The 17,439-nt window shown below is 62.1% G+C and carries 14 protein-coding genes; 5 read left to right on the top strand and 9 right to left on the bottom strand.

The features are described from left to right. Positions 1 to 37 precede the first annotated feature (37 nt). From N430_RS23155 to fdhA, 3 genes are all read left to right on the top strand, one after another. Positions 38 to 670, top strand: coding sequence for a sarcosine oxidase subunit gamma (locus N430_RS23155; protein WP_110639193.1), 633 nt, complete (start codon positions 38 to 40; stop codon positions 668 to 670). A gap of 12 nt (positions 671 to 682) precedes the next feature. Beyond that, positions 683 to 1,540, top strand: a complete 858-nt coding sequence (gene purU / locus N430_RS23150; RefSeq protein WP_110639194.1) for a formyltetrahydrofolate deformylase — start codon at positions 683 to 685, stop codon at positions 1,538 to 1,540. A 304-nt stretch (positions 1,541 to 1,844) separates the two neighbouring features. Next, the gene (gene fdhA / locus N430_RS23145) at positions 1,845 to 3,044 is read left to right on the top strand and encodes a formaldehyde dehydrogenase, glutathione-independent (RefSeq protein WP_027917538.1); all 1,200 of its coding nucleotides are present in this window, start codon (positions 1,845 to 1,847) and stop codon (positions 3,042 to 3,044) included. Positions 3,045 to 3,091: 47 nt separating this feature from the next. On the opposite strand, the gene N430_RS23140 is transcribed toward fdhA, so the two are convergent. Together N430_RS23140 and N430_RS23135 are read right to left on the bottom strand one after the other, a co-directional pair. Next, a complete protein-coding gene (locus N430_RS23140; RefSeq protein WP_110639195.1) occupies positions 3,092 to 3,667 on the bottom strand; it encodes an RHS repeat-associated core domain-containing protein in 576 nt (191 codons plus the stop codon). Positions 3,668 to 3,724: 57 nt separating this feature from the next. After that, positions 3,725 to 4,300, bottom strand: a complete 576-nt coding sequence (locus N430_RS23135) for an RHS repeat-associated core domain-containing protein (protein WP_256592175.1) — start codon at positions 4,298 to 4,300, stop codon at positions 3,725 to 3,727. Positions 4,301 to 4,536: 236 nt separating this feature from the next. Here N430_RS23135 and N430_RS23130 point away from each other — a divergent pair, with 236 nt between their 5' ends. After that, on the top strand, positions 4,537 to 5,109 hold the full coding sequence (locus N430_RS23130) for a DUF2780 domain-containing protein (protein ID WP_110639197.1): 573 nt from the start codon (positions 4,537 to 4,539) through the stop codon (positions 5,107 to 5,109). Between the two features lie 50 nt (positions 5,110 to 5,159). Here the strand turns inward: N430_RS23130 and N430_RS23125 are convergent, their stop codons facing one another. Further along, positions 5,160 to 6,509 carry an APC family permease gene (locus N430_RS23125; RefSeq protein ID WP_110639198.1) on the bottom strand — a complete coding sequence of 450 codons (1,350 nt, stop codon included), beginning with the start codon at positions 6,507 to 6,509 and terminating at the stop codon, positions 5,160 to 5,162. Between the two features lie 242 nt (positions 6,510 to 6,751). Continuing rightward, positions 6,752 to 7,639 (bottom strand): acyltransferase, encoded by an 888-nt coding sequence (locus N430_RS23120; RefSeq protein ID WP_110639199.1) that lies wholly within the window; start codon positions 7,637 to 7,639, stop codon positions 6,752 to 6,754. A gap of 182 nt (positions 7,640 to 7,821) precedes the next feature. Between N430_RS23120 and N430_RS23115 the strand changes: the two genes are divergently transcribed. Next, the gene (locus N430_RS23115) at positions 7,822 to 8,322 is read left to right on the top strand and encodes an ATP-dependent zinc protease (protein WP_110639200.1); all 501 of its coding nucleotides are present in this window, start codon (positions 7,822 to 7,824) and stop codon (positions 8,320 to 8,322) included. 160 nt (positions 8,323 to 8,482) lie between these two features. Here the strand turns inward: N430_RS23115 and N430_RS23110 are convergent, their stop codons facing one another. From N430_RS23110 to aceE, 5 genes are all read right to left on the bottom strand, one after another. Next, positions 8,483 to 9,106 (bottom strand): glutathione S-transferase, encoded by a 624-nt coding sequence (locus N430_RS23110; RefSeq protein WP_110639201.1) that lies wholly within the window; start codon positions 9,104 to 9,106, stop codon positions 8,483 to 8,485. A gap of 3 nt (positions 9,107 to 9,109) precedes the next feature. Next, positions 9,110 to 9,778 carry a peptide-methionine (S)-S-oxide reductase MsrA gene (gene msrA, locus N430_RS23105; RefSeq protein ID WP_110639202.1) on the bottom strand — a complete coding sequence of 223 codons (669 nt, stop codon included), beginning with the start codon at positions 9,776 to 9,778 and terminating at the stop codon, positions 9,110 to 9,112. A 108-nt stretch (positions 9,779 to 9,886) separates the two neighbouring features. Next, on the bottom strand, positions 9,887 to 12,571 hold the full coding sequence (locus N430_RS23100; protein WP_110639203.1) for a bifunctional diguanylate cyclase/phosphodiesterase: 2,685 nt from the start codon (positions 12,569 to 12,571) through the stop codon (positions 9,887 to 9,889). A 257-nt stretch (positions 12,572 to 12,828) separates the two neighbouring features. Next, positions 12,829 to 14,466 carry a dihydrolipoyllysine-residue acetyltransferase gene (gene aceF, locus N430_RS23095; RefSeq protein WP_110639204.1) on the bottom strand — a complete coding sequence of 546 codons (1,638 nt, stop codon included), beginning with the start codon at positions 14,464 to 14,466 and terminating at the stop codon, positions 12,829 to 12,831. Positions 14,467 to 14,479: 13 nt separating this feature from the next. After that, positions 14,480 to 17,125 carry a pyruvate dehydrogenase (acetyl-transferring), homodimeric type gene (gene aceE, locus N430_RS23090; RefSeq protein WP_110639205.1) on the bottom strand — a complete coding sequence of 882 codons (2,646 nt, stop codon included), beginning with the start codon at positions 17,123 to 17,125 and terminating at the stop codon, positions 14,480 to 14,482. Between the last annotated feature and the right edge of the window lie 314 nt (positions 17,126 to 17,439).

The following is a 17,439-nucleotide window of genomic DNA, read 5'->3' as shown; positions in this document are numbered from 1 at the left end:
ACCGCCCTGACGAACAAGAATTCAAGGCAGGTAAGAAATGAGCGCTATCAACGTCTTCCAGCAAAACCCCGGCGCCGAGGCCAAGGCCCAGTCGCCACTGCACCACGCCGACCTGGCCAGCCTGGTTGGCAAGGGCCGCAAGAACGCAGGCGTGACCTTGCGTGAAAAGAAATTCCTCGGTCACCTGACCATCCGTGGCGATGGCCACAACCCGGAATTTGCCGCCGGCGTGCACAAGGCCCTGGGCCTGGAGCTGCCGGTTGCCCTGACCGTGGTCGCCAACAACGAGATGTCGCTGCAATGGGTCGGTCCTGACGAGTGGCTGCTGATCGTCCCAGGCGGCCAGGAACTGGCGATTGAACAGAAACTGCGCGCAGCCCTCGAAGGCCAGCACATCCAGGTGGTCAACGTCAGCGGTGGGCAGAGCCTGCTGGAACTGCGCGGCCCGAACGTGCGCGAAGTGCTGATGAAATCCACCAGCTATGATGTTCACCCGAACAACTTCCCGGTCGGCAAGGCTGTGGGCACCGTGTTCGCCAAGTCGCAACTGGTGATCCGCCGTACCGCCGAAGACACCTGGGAACTGGTGATCCGCCGCAGCTTCTCCGACTACTGGTGGCTGTGGCTGCAGGACGCTTCGGCCGAGTACGGCTTGAGCATCGAGGCGTAAGGAGAGCAGAACATGAGTCGGGCACCGGATACCTGGATTCTCACCGCCGACTGCCCGAGCATGCTCGGCACCGTCGACGTGGTGACGCGTTACCTCTACGAGCAGCGCTGCTACGTCACGGAGCACCACTCCTTCGATGACCGGCTGTCGGGGCGCTTCTTCATTCGCGTGGAGTTCCGCCAGCCGGACGATTTCGACGAGGCGGGCTTTCGTGCCGGCCTCGCCGAGCGCAGCGATGCGTTCGGCATGGCCTTCGAGCTGACCGCACCCAATCACCGCCCCAAGGTGGTGATCATGGTGTCCAAGGCCGACCATTGCCTGAACGACCTGCTGTATCGCCAGCGCATCGGCCAGCTGGCCATGGACGTGGTCGCGGTGGTGTCCAACCACCCGGACCTCGAACCCCTGGCGCACTGGCACAAGATTCCCTACTACCACTTCGCCCTCGACCCGAAGGACAAGCCGGCGCAAGAGCGCAAGGTGGTCCAGGTGATCGAAGAAACCGGCGCGGAGCTGGTGGTGCTTGCCCGCTACATGCAGGTGCTGTCGCCGGAGCTGTGCCGGCGTCTGGATGGCTGGGCGATCAACATTCACCACTCGTTGCTGCCCGGGTTCAAAGGCGCCAAGCCTTATCACCAGGCCTACAACAAGGGCGTGAAGATGGTCGGCGCCACGGCGCACTACATCAACAACGACCTCGACGAAGGGCCGATCATTGCCCAGGGTGTCGAGGTGGTGGACCACAGCCATTACCCTGAAGACTTGATTGCCAAGGGGCGTGATATCGAGTGCCTGACCCTGGCGCGGGCGGTGGGTTATCACATTGAGCGGCGGGTGTTCCTCAACGCCAACAGGACTGTCGTTCTCTAATAGCCTGTACCGGCCTTTTCGCGGCTAAAGCCGCTCCCACAGGGTTTGTGCAGTTTTGAAGACTGGCGCAGTACCTGTGGGAGCGGCTTTAGCCGCGAAGAGGCCGGCACAAGCCACCACCTCTTTTTACCCCCTTATCTTCCAACGACAGCACTGCCGCTAAAAGGCATCCCCTTGTCGTTTCCAGTCAGTGCAAATCGCCGTATCAGGCCCACAATTCCCTGCATTCCAGTAACACAAGCCGCCCATGGACGGCGGCGCGTTCACCACCGCTGCATAAATAAAAATCAAGCGAGGTAAGAGCATGTCTGGCAATCGTGGAGTGGTGTATCTCGGCGCGGGCAAGGTCGAGGTGCAGAAGATCGACTACCCGAAAATGCAAGACCCACGCGGCAAGAAGATCGAGCACGGCGTGATCCTCAAGGTGGTTTCCACCAACATCTGCGGCTCCGACCAGCACATGGTCCGCGGCCGCACCACTGCCCAGGTCGGCCTGGTTCTGGGCCACGAAATCACCGGTGAAATTGTCGAGCTGGGGCGCGATGTAGAACGCCTGAAGATCGGCGACCTGGTGTCGGTACCGTTCAACGTCGCCTGCGGGCGCTGCCGCTCGTGCAAAGAGATGCACACCGGTGTCTGCCTCACCGTCAACCCAGCCCGCGCCGGTGGTGCCTACGGCTACGTCGACATGGGCGACTGGACCGGAGGCCAGGCCGAGTACGTGCTGGTGCCGTACGCCGACTTCAACCTGCTGAAACTGCCGGACCGCGACAAGGCCATGGAGAAGATCCGTGACCTGACCTGCCTGTCCGACATCCTGCCAACCGGCTACCACGGCGCCGTCACTGCTGGCGTTGGCCCAGGCAGCACCGTCTACGTCGCCGGCGCCGGCCCGGTCGGCCTGGCCGCCGCTGCCTCGGCACGCCTGCTGGGCGCCGCCTGTGTGATCGTTGGTGACCTCAACCCGGCTCGCTTGGCCCACGCCAAGTCCCAGGGCTTCGAAGTGGTCGACCTGTCCAAGGACACCCCGCTGCACGAGCAGATCGTCGACATCCTCGGCGAGCCTGAAGTGGACTGTGCTGTCGATGCCGTTGGCTTCGAGGCCCGTGGCCACGGCCACGAAGGTGCCAAGCATGAGGCCCCAGCCACCGTGCTGAACTCGCTGATGCAAGTGACCCGTGTAGCCGGCAACATCGGTATCCCAGGCCTGTACGTGACCGAAGACCCGGGCGCGGTCGATGCCGCCGCCAAGATCGGCGCGCTGAGCATCCGCTTCGGCCTGGGCTGGGCCAAGTCGCACAGCTTCCACACCGGCCAGACCCCGACCATGAAGTACAACCGCCAGCTGATGCAGGCGATCATGTGGGACCGCATCAACATTGCCGAAGTGGTGGGTGTGCAGGTGATCAACCTGGATCAGGCGCCAGAAGGTTATGGCGAGTTCGATGCAGGTGTGCCGAAGAAGTTCGTGATCGACCCGCACAAGATGTGGGGCGCCGCGTGACGCTGTGATACAAGGAAAAGCCCCTCGACCGAGGGGCTTTTATGGGCTCAGCGCCGAATTCTGGATCTTTCGGAGCGAGGTAAGGAGCGCCCTGTTTGCTTCTTTGCCAGCCAGTTCAGAAGCAGTGCGATGCCAACTGTCATGGCAATGATGAACACTATCACGATGGTGATCATCAATTGTAAGAAGTGGCCTGTCGGATCTCTGCGGTTTATTGGATCTCCTGCGCAGTAGGCATAGGCATTCAATCCACCTCTATCGAACGGACTTTCGTCGTCCGGCGACTGAAAGCGCATGAGTCTCGAATTATAATTGCGCTGGCCATTGCCCAGTGGGTAGAGTCCGAGAATGTCGCGGTATTCACCATTGAAGCCCAGCGACGAATCTTCCCTTGTCGCGTCGGGACTGTACCCATATGGCGTGTAAGAAAACGAACTGGGGGAAGAGGTCTTCAGGCTATTGATTACAGATCGGCTAAGACCGGTGCCGAGCAGATTTACCGGATTTGTACCGCGTTTTTCCGCCAGCGGCATATCTTGGTGACGAAACAGTGAAGTTGCCTGGCCTCTCGACTTGATGGTGCGCAGGTGGTTGCCCTGATAGAAGTTCTGGTGAACGGTCACTCGTCCATCCTCGTGTATGTGTTTGACCTGCCACTCGACGGAGGGGCTTTTTTCGGCTCAGCGCCGAATTCTGGATCTTTCGGAGCGAGGGAGATAGCCCCCTGGTTTCTTCTTTACCAGGTGGTTCAGAAGCAGTCCGATGCCAACTGCCAAGCCAATGATCACCAATACGATGATGGCGATCAGCAATCCGAAGAAGTGGCCTGTCGGATCTCTGCGGTTTATCGGATCTCCTGCGCAGTAGGCATAGGCATTCAATCCACCTCTATCGAACGGACTTTCGTCGTCCGGCGACTGAAAGCGCATGAGTCTCGAATTATGATTGCGCTGGCCATTGCCCAGTGGGTAGAGTCCGAGAATGTCGCGGTACTCACCATTGAAGCCCAGCGACGAATCTTCCCTCGTCGCGTCGGGACTGTACCCATAGGGCGTGTAAGAAAACCAACGGGGGGAAGAGGTCTTAAGGCTATTGAGTACAGATCGGCTAAGACCGGTGCCGAGCAGATTTACCGGATTTGTGCCGCGTTTTTCCGCCAGCGGTATATCTTGGTGACGAAACAGTGAAGTTGCCTGGTCTCTCGACTTGATAGTACGCAGGTGGCTGCCCTGATAGAAGTTCTGGTGAATGATCACTCGTCTATCCTCGTGTATGCGTTTGACCTGCCACTCGACGGGTAGGTGTTGGGTTCCAGTGTCTGTTGGTTTGGATCAACGCTACAACTGGCAGAAATGCTAGGTCGAAACGGTACGTTCGCTGTCAGGCAGGAAGGTGAGCCGCGTACACCCGATGCATGGCCTGGAACAAACCTTGTTCCAATCAGTCGAAGTCATCGTTTCCCAGGCCATCCCGGCCGACGAGGTCCCTCCCGATGAAAGCATTCACCCTGGCAACCCTGATGACCCTGGCCGCAAGCCCGGTGTTCGCCTTCAACCTCAGCGACGCCGCCAACGCCGTCTCCTCCATGCAGAACCAGCAGCAAGGCCAGGTACAGGCGCCCGAAGGGCAGGCCAATCTGCTAAACACTCTGGGCAGCCAGTTGAACATCACGCCCGAACAGGCCGTGGGCGGGGCGGGGGCCATGCTGGGGTTGGCGCGTAACAACCTGAGCAGCGACGACTACGGCCAGCTGACCAAGGCCGTGCCGGGCCTGGACCTGCTGTCGGGCGCCAATGCCCTGGGCGGGCTGAGTGGCTTGGGTCAGTTGCTGGGCAACGACAAAGGCAGCCAGTCGGCGCTGGACAAGGCGCTGGGCAACGATGTGGAAAACCGCGGCGACTTGGACAATGCGTTCAAGGCGCTGGGCATGGATACCGGGATGATCGGGCAGTTTGCGCCGCTGATTCTGCAGTACCTGGGGCAGCAGGGGATTGCCGGGTCGTTGCTGCAGAATCTGGGAAATCTGTGGACTACACCGGCGCCGCTGACCCAGCCCTCGGTCTGATGTCATGAGCGGCCTTGTGTCGCGAAAGGGCCGCGCAGCGGCCCATTGGGTCAGGCGGCTTCGGTGAAGTCCACCAGTCGCACAGGGCGGCGGAAGCCGGCAGTCAGTACCGCCAGGTATGCAAGGCCAAATGCAAACCAGCACAGGCCAATCACCAAGGTCAGTGCCGACAGGCTGGTCCACAGCCACAAGGTCAGCGCCAACCCCACCAGCGGCACCAAGCCATAGCACAGCAGCCCTTTTAGGTTACGCTGCGCGCCATCGTCCATCAGGTGGGTCTTCACCACCGCCAGGTTCACCGCCGAGAACGCCACCAGCGCACCAAAGCTGATCAGTGAGGCGAGGGTGGCCAGGTCGATCACCAATGCCAGCAGCGAAAATGCCGACACCAGCGCAATGGCGAACACTGGCGTGCCAAAGCGTGGCGACAGGTAGCCGAAGCTGCGCCGTGGCAGCACGTTGTCACGCCCCATGGTGAACAGAATGCGCGACACCGCCGCCTGCGAGGCCAGCGCCGAGCCGAGGCTGCCGGCGACATACGCAGCCGTGAAGAAGTTGGCCAGGAACTGCCCGCCTGCCTTGAACATCACCTCGTTGGCTGCCGCATCGGCATTGGCGAAGGTGGTGCCCGGCATGACCAGCTGACTGACGTAGGCCAGCACGGTGAACAGCACGCCGGCGAACAGGGTGGTGAGGATGATCGCCCGTGGCACGTCGCGGCGGGCATCGCGGCATTCTTCGGCCAGGGTCGACACGGCATCGAAACCGAGGAACGACAGGCACAGCACCGCAGCGCCGGCCATGATCGGGCCGAAACCAGGCTTGGAGCCATCGCCCAGCAGCGGCGACAGCAGGTCCAGCGGCTGGCCGGCCAGCGACTGGCAGGACAGCGCGACGAACACCACGATAAAGACGATCTGCGCGCCGACGATCAGGTTGCTGGTCTTGGCCACCGAGTGGATGCCGACCACGTTCAGCACCGTTACCAGCACGATCGAGGCCAGGGCGATGGACCATGCCGGAATGGCCGGGAAGGCGATGTTGAGGAACAGGCCGATCAACAGGTAGTTGATCATCGGCAGGAACAGGTAATCCAGCAGCAGCGACCAGCCGGCGAGGAAGCCAACATTGGGGCCGAAGGCCATGTTGGTGTAGGAGTACGCCGAACCCGCGACCGGGAAGCGCTTGACCATGAAGCTGTAGGACGCGGCGGTGAACAGCATGGCCACCAGCGTGACCATGTAGGCGCTGGCGGTGCGGCCACCGGTGAGTTCGGTGACGATGCCGTAGGTGGTGAAGATGGTCAGTGGGACCATGTACACCAGGCCGAAGAACACCAGGGCGGGGAGGCCGAGGACACGGCGCAGTTGGGCGGAGTTGGAGCTGGGTGGGTTGGCCATCGATCGATCCAGGCATTTTTGTAGTTGTGCTTTGGTCGATTTTTATCCACTTAGGTGGGTGATGACAAAAAAGTATTACTTATTCTGATTATTAGCCTGGGTTTTAATCGGGATGGTGCGCATTCCTTTGCCGGCCTCTTCGCGTGCCCGCCCGCTCCCACAGGGACTGCGCAAAGCTCAAGACCTGCGCAATCCCTGTGGGAGCGGGCGTGCCCGCGAAGAGGCCAGTACAGGCAATAAACTCAGTTCATTTCAGCGCGCAGTTGCTCGATACGCTGGTCCTTGTCCAACCACAGCTGGTTGACCCAGGCCTGCACGGTCTGGCGGAAGGCCGGGTCATTTTCGTAATCCCCATCCCACAATGCCGGGTCCAGCTCACGCACCTGAATGTCGATAATCACCCGGCTGATGCTGCCATTAAGCAGATCCCAGAAGCCCGGCGCCTTATTGCCGGGATAGACGATGGTCACGTCCAGCAGTGCATCCAGCTGCTCGCCCAGCGCCGCCAGCACGAACGCCACGCCGCCGGCCTTGGGCTTGAGCAGGTAACGGTAGGGCGATTGCTGTTCGCGGTGCTTGGCCTCGGTGAAGCGGGTGCCTTCGAGGTAGTTGACCACGGTCACCGGCTGGCGCTTGAACAGCTCGCAGGCGGCCTTGGTGATTTCCAGGTCCTTGCCCTTGAGCTCTGGGTGCTTTTCCAGGAACGCCTTGCTGTAGCGCTTCATGAACGGGTAGTCGAGGCCCCACCAGGCCAGGCCCAGCAGCGGTACCCAGATCAGCTCTTTCTTGAGGAAGAACTTGAAGAACGGCGTGCGGCGGTTGAGGCTTTCGATCAGCGCCGGGATGTCGACCCAGGTCTGGTGGTTGCTGACGGCCAGGTAGGACGTGTCCTTGCGCAGGTTTTCGACGCCACGGATGTCCCATTTGGTGGGGATGCACAGGGCGAAGATGGCCTTGTCGACCTCTGACCAGGCTTCCGCGAACCACATCACGGCAGCGGAGGCGTAGTCGCGCCAGCGCCCCTGCAGTACCAGCTTGAGCAGGGCGAAGACCATCAGCGGGCAGATCATCACCACGGTGTTGAGCAGCAGCAGGGTGGTTGTGAGAATGCCGGTAAACAGGCGACGCATAAGGAAACTCTTGTTGTGGGAAGTTGGCAGGGCGCAATGATAAGCAGCGCTGGTGTCTACGCCAAATGTCCAATGCCCGACGGCAGGGACAAATGTTTCACAACATGTTGGTTAGGCTTGTGACAGCGAACCTATCCTGCCAGTGCAGTCTAAGCACTGACTCTTCTCAAGGAAGCCTGCCTGTGAAATCTCTGCTTGCCCTGTTATCACTGTTGGCGTTGCCAGTGATGGCCGCCGAACCGACGGTCTATGGCCGTTACGAGAACATCAAGCTGCCTGAGCTTGGTCAGACCCTGAAAGCCAAGATGGACACCGGTGCCTGGACTGCCTCGCTGTCGGCCAAGGACATCGAGATGTTCACCCGCGATGGCGAGGAGTGGGTACGTTTCCGCCTGGCCACCAAGGACTCCGACGGCAAGGTCTATGAGCACCCGGTCTCGCGCATCAGCAAGATCAAGGGCCGTGTCGATGAAGAGGATGAGGGCGATACGCCGGAGATTTCCAAGCGGCCGGTGGTCGACCTGGAGATGTGCCTGGGTGGCGTGAAACGCACCATGGAGGTCAACCTGGTGGACCGCAGCCACTTCAACTACCCGTTGCTGATTGGCTCCAAGGCGCTGCGCCAGTTCAAGGCGGCGGTGAACCCGGCCAAGAAGTTTACTGCGGGCAATCCTGACTGCTGATACTGAAGCCAGATTGGCCCTGCTTTTTGTGGGAGCGGCCTTGTGTCGCGAAAGGGCTGCGAAGCGGCCCCGGGTTTTCAGCTTCGCAGCAGAAATTGCCGGGGCCGCTTTGCGGCCCTTTCGCGACGCAAGGCCGCTCCCACAAAGGCGAAGCGGGCCTTCAGGCTACTGGTGCTGTCGCCACCATTGACGGCCGTTGGGCCACCTCGGCATACCATGCCGCCAAGCCAGGCTGGCGCTCACGCCAGCCGAACTGTGGCTGACGTAGGTCCAAGTAGCCTAGTGCACAAGCCACGCCGATCGCCGCGAGATCGAAACCGCTAGCCAATTCAGCCAGGTGCTCCTGCTCTAGGTTCGCCAGGCTGCGGCGAATCTTCTCGCCCTGCGCTTCGAGCCAGCCATCCCAGCGCTTCTCTTCAGGGCGCAGGAAGCTCTCGTAACGGCTCGAGACCGCCGCGTCCATGATTGCATCGGCCTGCGAAGCCAGCGTCATGCGCCGCCAGCGCGCCGAGCCCTCGCGCGGCAGCAGCGGCAGGCCGACATGCTGCAGGTCGAGGTACTCGCAGATCACCCGGCTGTCGTGCAGCACGGTGCCGTCTTCCAGGCGCAGGGCCGGGATCTTGCCGATCGGGTTGCCCTGGTTGAGCTGCTCGTCACCGCTCACCGGGCTGATGTTCACCGGCTGTAGCGCGACGCGGTCAAGCTGACCGGTCTCGTGCAGCACCACCATGACCTTGCGCACGAAGGGCGACAGTGGCGAGTGGAACAGGGTCATCGTGCTCATGGTTCAGTTGCCCTGCAGGCTCGGTGGCAGGCACACGCCGGTGCCGCCGATGCCGCAGTAGCCGTCCGGGTTCTTGGCCAGGTACTGCTGGTGGTAAGCCTCGGCGAAATACACGGTCGGTGCCTGGTCGATTTCGGTGGTGATTTCGCCGAAGCCGGCCTTGCTCAGTTCGGCCTGGAAGGCATCGCGGCTGGCCTTGGCCTGCTCCAACTGTTCCGGGCTGGTGCAGTAGATGGCCGAGCGGTACTGGGTGCCGACATCGTTGCCCTGGCGCATGCCCTGGGTCGGGTTGTGCAGTTCCCAGAACATCGCCAGCAGTTCCTGGTAGCTGACCTTGTCCTTGTCGAACACCACCAGTACCACTTCGGTGTGGCCGGTCAGGCCCGAGCAGACTTCTTCGTAGGTCGGGTTCGGGGTGAAGCCGCCGGCGTAACCGACCACGGTGCTGACCACGCCTTCACGCTGCCAGAAGCGGCGCTCGGCGCCCCAGAAGCAGCCCAGGCCGAAGATGGCGAAGTCGATGGCGCCTTCGAAGAACGGGCCCAGCAGTGGGGTGCCTTCGAACACATAGTGGAACTCGGGCAGCTGCATGGGCGATTCGCGGCCAGGCAGGGCCTGCTCCGCAGTAGGCATGACGTTTTTGTTCACCAGGATTTCCGAACGCAGGACCATGGCTGTTCCTCTGTATGTCAGTTGAATAGGGGTGGGGCCTTCGCGGGACAAGCCCGCTCCCACAGGGATCGCGAATGGTTTGTATAGTGCCCGAGCTTCAGGCAGCTGTCAGGCCATTGGACCGCGCGGATAGCGCTTGAGTTTTTCTGCAAGCTCGCGGCCCGGGATTGGCCGGTCAAACAGGTAGCCCTGGCCGACGTCGCAACGGTGCCGGCGTAGGAACGCCAGTTGTTCCGGCGTCTCGATGCCTTCGGCCACCACCTTGAGCTTGAGGTTGTGGGCCATGGCCACCACCGCCGAGGTGATTTCCATGTCGTCCTGGTTGTCGGGGATCTCGTTGATGAAGCTGCGGTCGATCTTGATGATGTCGATCGGAAACTTCTTCAGGTAGCTCAACGACGAATAGCCGGTGCCGAAGTCGTCCATGGCCAGGGTCAGGCCCAGGGCCTTGAGCTCGTCAAGCTGGCGGTGGGTGTCTTCGGTGGCTTCCAGTAGCAGGCCTTCGGTCAGTTCCAGCTCCAGCAGGTGCGGCGGCAGGCCTTCCTCCTTGAGGATCGAGCCGATCGAGGCCACCAGGTCGGGGTCGGAAAACTGCTTGGGCGACAGGTTGATGGCCACGTGCAGGCAGCCCATGCCAGCTTCCTGCAACTGCTGGCTCATGCGGCACGATTGGCGCACCACCCACTTGCCGATGGGGATGATCAGGCCGGTTTCTTCGGCCACGCTGATGAACTGGTCGGGGCGGATCATGCCGCGCTCGGGGTGGTTCCAGCGCAGCAAGGCCTCAAGGCCCAGCAGGCGGCCGCTGCGCAGGCACAGCTTGGGCTGGTAGAACACCTCCAGCTCGTTCTGGGTCAGGGCGCGGCGCAGGTTGTTCTCGACGAACAGCTTGTAGCTGGCTTCGGCGTTGAGCACTTCGGTGAACACCTGCACCTGGTGCTTGCCGTTGGCCTTGGCCTTGTGCAGGGCGAGGCCGGCGTTCTTCATCAGGGTGGTCGGGTCGCTGCCGTGCAGCGGCGCACAGGCCAGGCCCACCGAGGCGGTGACGTTGATCAGTTGGTTGTCGACGAACATCGGCTTGTCGAGGGTGCGCAGCAGCTGCAAGGCAACGCACTGGCCGTCCTCCAGGCTGGTGTCGTCGAGCAGCACGGCGAATTCGTTGCTGGCGAAACGGGCCAGCACGCCGTTGACGCTCAGGCTGTTGCGCAGGCGCCGGGCCAGGCTGATCAGCAGCTTGTCGCCGGTCTGGTGGCCGAGGCTGTCGTTGATCCGCTTGAAGTTGTCGATGTCCACCAACAGCAGGCAGATCGGGTTCTCGCTGTCGCGGGCGAAGCGCTCGTCGAGCTTGCGGATGAACGCCGGGCGGTTGCCCAGGTTGGTCAGGTTGTCGGTGTAGGCCAGGCGCTCGATGCGCTGCTGGGCCAGCTTGGTCTGGGTGACGTCTTCGTAAATGCCGATGTAGTGGGTCAGCTCACGGTTGTCGCCGTACACCTTGGAGATCGACAGCTGGCCCCAGTAGGGTTCGAGGTTCTTGCGCCGGCTCTTGAACTCACCTTGCCAGCTGTTGCCCATGGCCAGGCTGGACGGCGAGTCGAACAGCAGCTCGCTGAGGTTTTCCAGGGCGGGCAGCTCGGCCAGGTGGTGGCCCTGGACTTCCTCGGTGCTGTACTGGGTGATGGCTGTGAAGCTCGGGTTGACGTACTCCACCACGCCGTCGCGGTTGACCAGCAGGAAGGCACTGGCGCTCTGTTCCACGGCCCGCTGGAACAGGTGCAGGGCGCTGGCAGCGGTGCGCCGGTTGTGGTTGGTGATGACCTGGGCGAACTGGTCGGCCAGTTCACCGGCAAAGGCGATTTCATCGGACTGCCAGGCGCGCGGCTGGCCGGTCTGCTCCAGGCACAGTACGCCGACCACCTGGCCATCGACGCGAATGCTGGCGTCGAGCATGGCGTTGTTGTCGGCATACAGGCTCTCGGCCAGCTCACGGGTGCGCGGGTCGTGGTTGGCGTTGTGTGCGTCGATGGCGCGGCTGGCGTGCAGGGCTTCGAGGTAGTCGGGGAAGCGGCTGGCATCGATCGGCTCGGGCAGGCGGTGCACCTGCTCGTTGCGCAGCCAGGCACTGATCGGCTCCAGGCGCTGGTCGTCCAGGTGCCAGATGCTGGCGCTGTCGACCTTGTAGATTTCGCAGGCACTGCGGGTGATCAGCTGAGCGGCTTCGAGCAGCGAGTTTTCGGCGCTGTAGCGCTGGCGGGCAAGGCGCAGGATGAGGTCTTGCTGGGCGCGCACGCGCTCCAGGTGCTCAAGCTGCTCCTGCTGGGCGCGTTGGTTGATCTGCAGGGCCAGTTGCAGGCGGTTGTTGCGCGATTCCAGGTCGTTGGTGTCGAGGTCGCTGTCGTCTTCGTCGTCGAGCACCGTGAGGAAGCCGCGCAGCAGCTGGCGGTTGTGCTGCTTGAACGCCTCGCCGGCCTCCAGCAGGCGCAGCGCGCGGGCCTGGGTATGCAGGGTATAGCGCACGCGGTAGTAGCCACGGTTGCTCAGTTGCAGCTGGATCTCATCGTGCAGCCGATACCGCGCCTCGGGCTCCATCAGGCTGGCGTAGGGCGAGTCGATCAGGGCGCACAACTCGGAAGCAGGCAAGCCGAACTGGCGGTCGCAGGCCGGGTCCAGGTAAAGCATCGCCCAGTTGGCTTCGTTCAGCCTTTCGAAACGCAGCATGCCGAGCCGCGAGGGCACGGGGAGCTGCGTGACGACCTCGGCCGCCACACGGCTGGCGGCATCGGGTTGGCTTTTCATCGAAGACTCGCTTGAAGGGGGACGCGGCCTGGGCGGCGGCGCATCTGGCAAGGTTGCATCATGTCCCTGAGGCTGGCAAGCGGCCATGAGGGCTGTCATGTATATGTTTTCGGCCGCTGGGCCGAAAACTGTAATTCGGCGAAGATATCCGGGCTGGTTGCAGGCAAAAAAAAGCCCCGCCAACTGGCGGGGTTGAGGTACGAGCGTGGCAGCTCGAAAAGGGTACCTGCCTCCCAAGGGAGGCAGGTGGGCTGCGATTACAGCAGCATGGTGCGAATGTCACCCAACACGTCGCCCAGGCGCTTGGTGAAGCGTGCGGCGGCGGCGCCGTTGATCACACGGTGATCGTAGGACAGCGACAGTGGCAGCATCAGCTTCGGCTGGAAGGCCTTGCCATCCCAGACTGGCTGCATGGTCGCCTTGGAGACGCCCAGGATCGCCACTTCCGGCGCGTTGACGATCGGCGTGAAGCCGGTGCCGCCAATGTGGCCGAGGCTGGAGATGGTGAAGCAGGCACCTTGCATGTCGTCGGCCGACAGCTTCTTGGTGCGCGCCTTCTCGGCCAGTGCAGCGGCTTCGGCAGCCAGTTGCAGCAGGCTCTTCTGGTCGACGTTCTTGATCACAGGGACCAGCAGGCCGTCCGGGGTGTCCACGGCGAAGCCGATGTGCACGTACTTCTTGCGGATGATGGCCTTGCCGCTTGGCGCCAGCGAGCTGTTGAAGTCCGGCAGTTCCTTGAGCAGGAACGCGCAGGCCTTGAGCAGCAGTGGCAGCACGGTCAGCTTGACGCCAGCCTTCTCGGCCACGGCCTTCTGCGCAACGCGGAAGGCTTCCAGCTCGGTGATGTCGGCGGAGTCGAACTGGGTCACGTGCGGCACGTTCAGCCAGCTGCGGTGCAGGTTGGTGGCACCGACCTGCATCAGGCGGGTCAGGGCCACTTCTTCCACTTCACCGAACTTGCTGAAGTCCACGGCCGGGATCGGCGGGATGCCAGCGCCGCCGGTTGCGCCAGCGGCTGCCGGCGCTTCCTTGGCCTTCTGCATCATTGCCTTGACGTAGACCTGCACGTCTTCTTTCAGGATGCGACCGTGCGGACCAGTGGCGGCCACTGCGCCCAGGTCGACACCGAATTCACGGGCCAGCTGGCGAACTGCCGGGCCTGCGTGAACCTTGGCGTTGCTGCCGGCAGCCGGTGCGGTAGCGACCGGCGCTGGAGCTGCGGCCGGAGCAGCCGCCGGAGCGGCAGCGGCAGGCGCGGCAGCCGGGGCAGGTGCGGCGGCGGCTGGAGCCGGAGCAGCAGCTGGCGCTGCACCAGCAACCTTGAGCTTGAAGATCAGGTCGCCAGTGCCGACTTCGTCTTCCAGCTTGCACAGGACTTCTTCGACCACGCCGGCAGCCGGCGACGGGATTTCCATGGAGGCCTTGTCGGACTCCAGGGTAATCAGCGACTGGTCGGCTTCGACGGTGTCGCCGACCTTGACCAGCACTTCGATGATCTTGGCCTTGCCCGACGAACCGATGTCCGGCACGTGGATGTCCTGCACGCTGGCGGCAGCCGGGGCTGCTGCCGGAGCAGGGGCGGCTTCGGCGGCCGGAGCCGGCGCAGCAGCTGGAGCCGGAGCAGCAGCGGCAGCTGGAGCCTCAGGGGCCGCAGCAGCGGCGCCCTCGGCTTCCAGAACCAGCAGCTCGTCGCCTTCTTTCAGGCGGTCGCCCAGCTTGACCTTCAGTTCCTTGATCACGCCGGCCTTGGGGGCCGGGATCTCCATGGAGGCCTTGTCGGACTCCAGGGTCAGCAGGCTCTGGTCAGCCTCGATACGATCACCGACCTTGACGAACAGCTCGATGATTTCACCTTCACCGCTGCCGATGTCAGGTACGCGAATGAGTTCGCTCACTTAAAAATACTCCTCAGCAGTCCAGTGGGTTGCGCTTGTCCGGGTCGATGCCGAACTTGACGATGGCGTCAGCCACAACCTTGGGTTCGATCTCGCCGCGGTCAGCCAGGGCTTCCAGGGCAGCCAGCACCACGAAGTGGCGGTCGACTTCGAAGAAGTGACGCAGCTTCTTGCGGCTGTCGCTGCGACCGTAACCGTCGGTACCCAGGACTTTGAACTCTTTGCTCGGCACCCACTGGCGAATCTGCTCGGCGAACAGCTTCATGTAGTCGGTGGAGGCGATGACCGGACCTTTGCGACCGTTCAGGCACTGCTCGACGTAGGTCTGCTGTGGCTTCTGGCCAGGCTTCAGGCGGTTGGCGCGTTCCACGGCCAGGCCGTCGCGACGCAGTTCGTTGAAGCTGGTGACGCTCCACACGTCGGCGCCGACGTTGAACTCTTCACGCAGGATCTTCGCCGCTTCGCGAACTTCGCGCAGGATGGTGCCGGAGCCCATCAGCTGTACGTGGTGCGCGGCTTCGCGGGTGTCTTCTTCGAGCAGGTACATGCCCTTGATGATGCCTTCCTCGACACCGGCCGGCATGGCTGGCTGCTGGTAGGATTCGTTCATCACGGTGATGTAGTAGAAGATGTCCTGTTGCTCTTCGGTCATCTTCTTCATGCCGTCCTGAATGATCACCGCCAGCTCGTAGCCGTAGGTTGGATCGTAGGTGCGGCAGTTCGGGATGGTGCCCGCCATCATGTGGCTGTGACCGTCTTCGTGCTGCAGGCCTTCACCGTTGAGGGTGGTACGGCCGGCGGTACCGCCGATCAGGAAGCCACGGGTGCGGCTGTCGCCAGCGGCCCAGGCCAGGTCGCCAATGCGCTGGAAGCCGAACATCGAGTAGAAGATGTAGAACGGCAGCATCGGCTGGTTGTGGCAGCTGTACGAAGTACCGGCAGCGATGAACGACGACATGGCGCCGGCTTCGTTGATGCCTTCCTCGAGGATCTGGCCCTTCTTGTCTTCGCGGTAGAACATCACCTGGTCTTTATCGACTGGCTCGTAGAGCTGGCCGACCGACGAGTAGATGCCCAGCTGGCGGAACATGCCTTCCATACCGAAGGTACGGGCTTCGTCCGGGATGATCGGGACGATGCGCTGGCCGATGTCCTTGTCCTTGACCAGCTGCGCCAGGATGCGCACGAAGGCCATGGTGGTGGAAATTTCGCGGTCGCCCGAGCCGTCCAGGATCGCTTTCAGCGTTTCCAGTGGCGGGGTCGGCACGCTGAAGCTCTTGGCGCGGCGCTGAGGCACGAAGCCACCCAGGGCATTGCGGCGCTCGGCCAGGTACTTGGCTTCGGCAGAACCTTCTTCCGGCTTGAAGAACGGCAGGTTCTCCAGGTCGGCATCCTTGACCGGGATGTCGAAGCGGTCACGGAAGTGACGCAGGCTGTCGACGTCGACCTTCTTGGTGTTGTGCGCGGTGTTCTTGGCTTCGCCGGCACCGGTACCGTAACCCTTGATGGTCTTGGCCAGGATGACGGTTGGCTGATCCTTGTGGTTCACAGCCTGGTGGTACGCCGCGTAGACCTTGTACGGGTCGTGGCCGCCACGGTTGAGCTTCCAGATCTCGTCATCGGACAGGTCTTCGACCATGGCCTTGAGCTCTGGGGTGTTGAAGAAGTTCTCACGGACGTACGCGCCGTCTTTGGCTTTGTAGTTCTGGTATTCGCCGTCGATGACTTCGTCCATGCGGCGCTGCAGGGCACCGTTGGTGTCTTTGGCGAACAGTGGGTCCCAGAAGCGGCCCCAGACGACCTTGTTGACGTTCCAGCCACCGCCACGGAACACGCCTTCGAGTTCCTGGATGATCTTGCCGTTGCCGCGAACCGGGCCGTCGAGGCGCTGCAGGTTGCAGTTGATGACGAAGATCAGGTTGTCCAGCTTCTCGCGGCCGGCCAGGGCGATTGCGCCCAGGGATTCCGGCTCGTCGCACTCGCCGTCGCCCATGAAGCACCAGACCTTCTGCTTGCCGGCCGGGATGAAGCCGCGCGCTTCCAGGTACTTCATGAAGCGAGCCTGGTAGATAGCCTGGATCGGGCCCAGACCCATCGAAACAGTCGGGAACTGCCAGAAGTCAGGCATCAGCCATGGGTGCGGGTACGAAGACAGGCCGTTGCCGTCCACTTCCTGACGGAAGTTGTTCATCTGCTCTTCGTTGATGCGGCCTTCCATGAAGGCACGGGCGTAAACGCCTGGCGATGCGTGGCCCTGGAAGAAGACCAGGTCGCCGCCGTGTTCTTCCGTTGGAGCCTGGAAGAAGTAGTTGAAGCCGATGTCGTACAGGGTGGCACTGGAAGCGAAGCTGGAGATGTGGCCGCCCAGGTCCGAATCCTTCAGGTTGGTGCGCATCACCATGGCCAGCGCGTTCCAACGCACCATCGAGCGAATGCGGCGTTCCATGAACAGGTCGCCAGGCATGCGTGCTTCGTGGGTGACAGGGATGGTGTTGCGGTATGGCGTGGTGATTGCGTACGGCAGCTGGGAGCCACTGCGGGTGGCCAGCTCGCCCATGCGGGTCATCAGGTAATGAGCGCGGTCTTCGCCTTCTTTGTCGAGGACCGACTCCAGGGCATCCAGCCATTCCTGGGTTTCGATTGGATCGAGGTCTTGCATGGCTTGCTCCAGGGCGGAAAGGCCACCAGAATCGGGGGCCTGAGTTTGCGACTGGCCTTATGGGCAGACGTCGTGAATTCTTGGATTACCGGGGTGTCTCCCGGCGCCGTGTAGTTTTACTACATTTGCTTCGGCATTTCATGCTTTTGCACGCCATGGGTAGTAGTAAAACTACACAAATGCGACGTTTGGTCGCACCTTGGCTTGTGAGGAAAAACGTTCATGTTGGTTGGCGGTGTGTCGCGAACAGGTGAATCTTGATGTTTCTTGCCAATGATTCGTTTTTTTCAGCTATTTCCAACTTTTGTATGACA

It is taken from the genome of Pseudomonas sp. CC120222-01a, assembly GCF_003097235.1.
Classification (GTDB): Bacteria; Pseudomonadota; Gammaproteobacteria; order Pseudomonadales; family Pseudomonadaceae; genus Aquipseudomonas.
The sequence above is the reverse complement of the archived record's forward strand: the minus strand, read 5'-3'. Positions and strand labels throughout refer to the sequence as shown.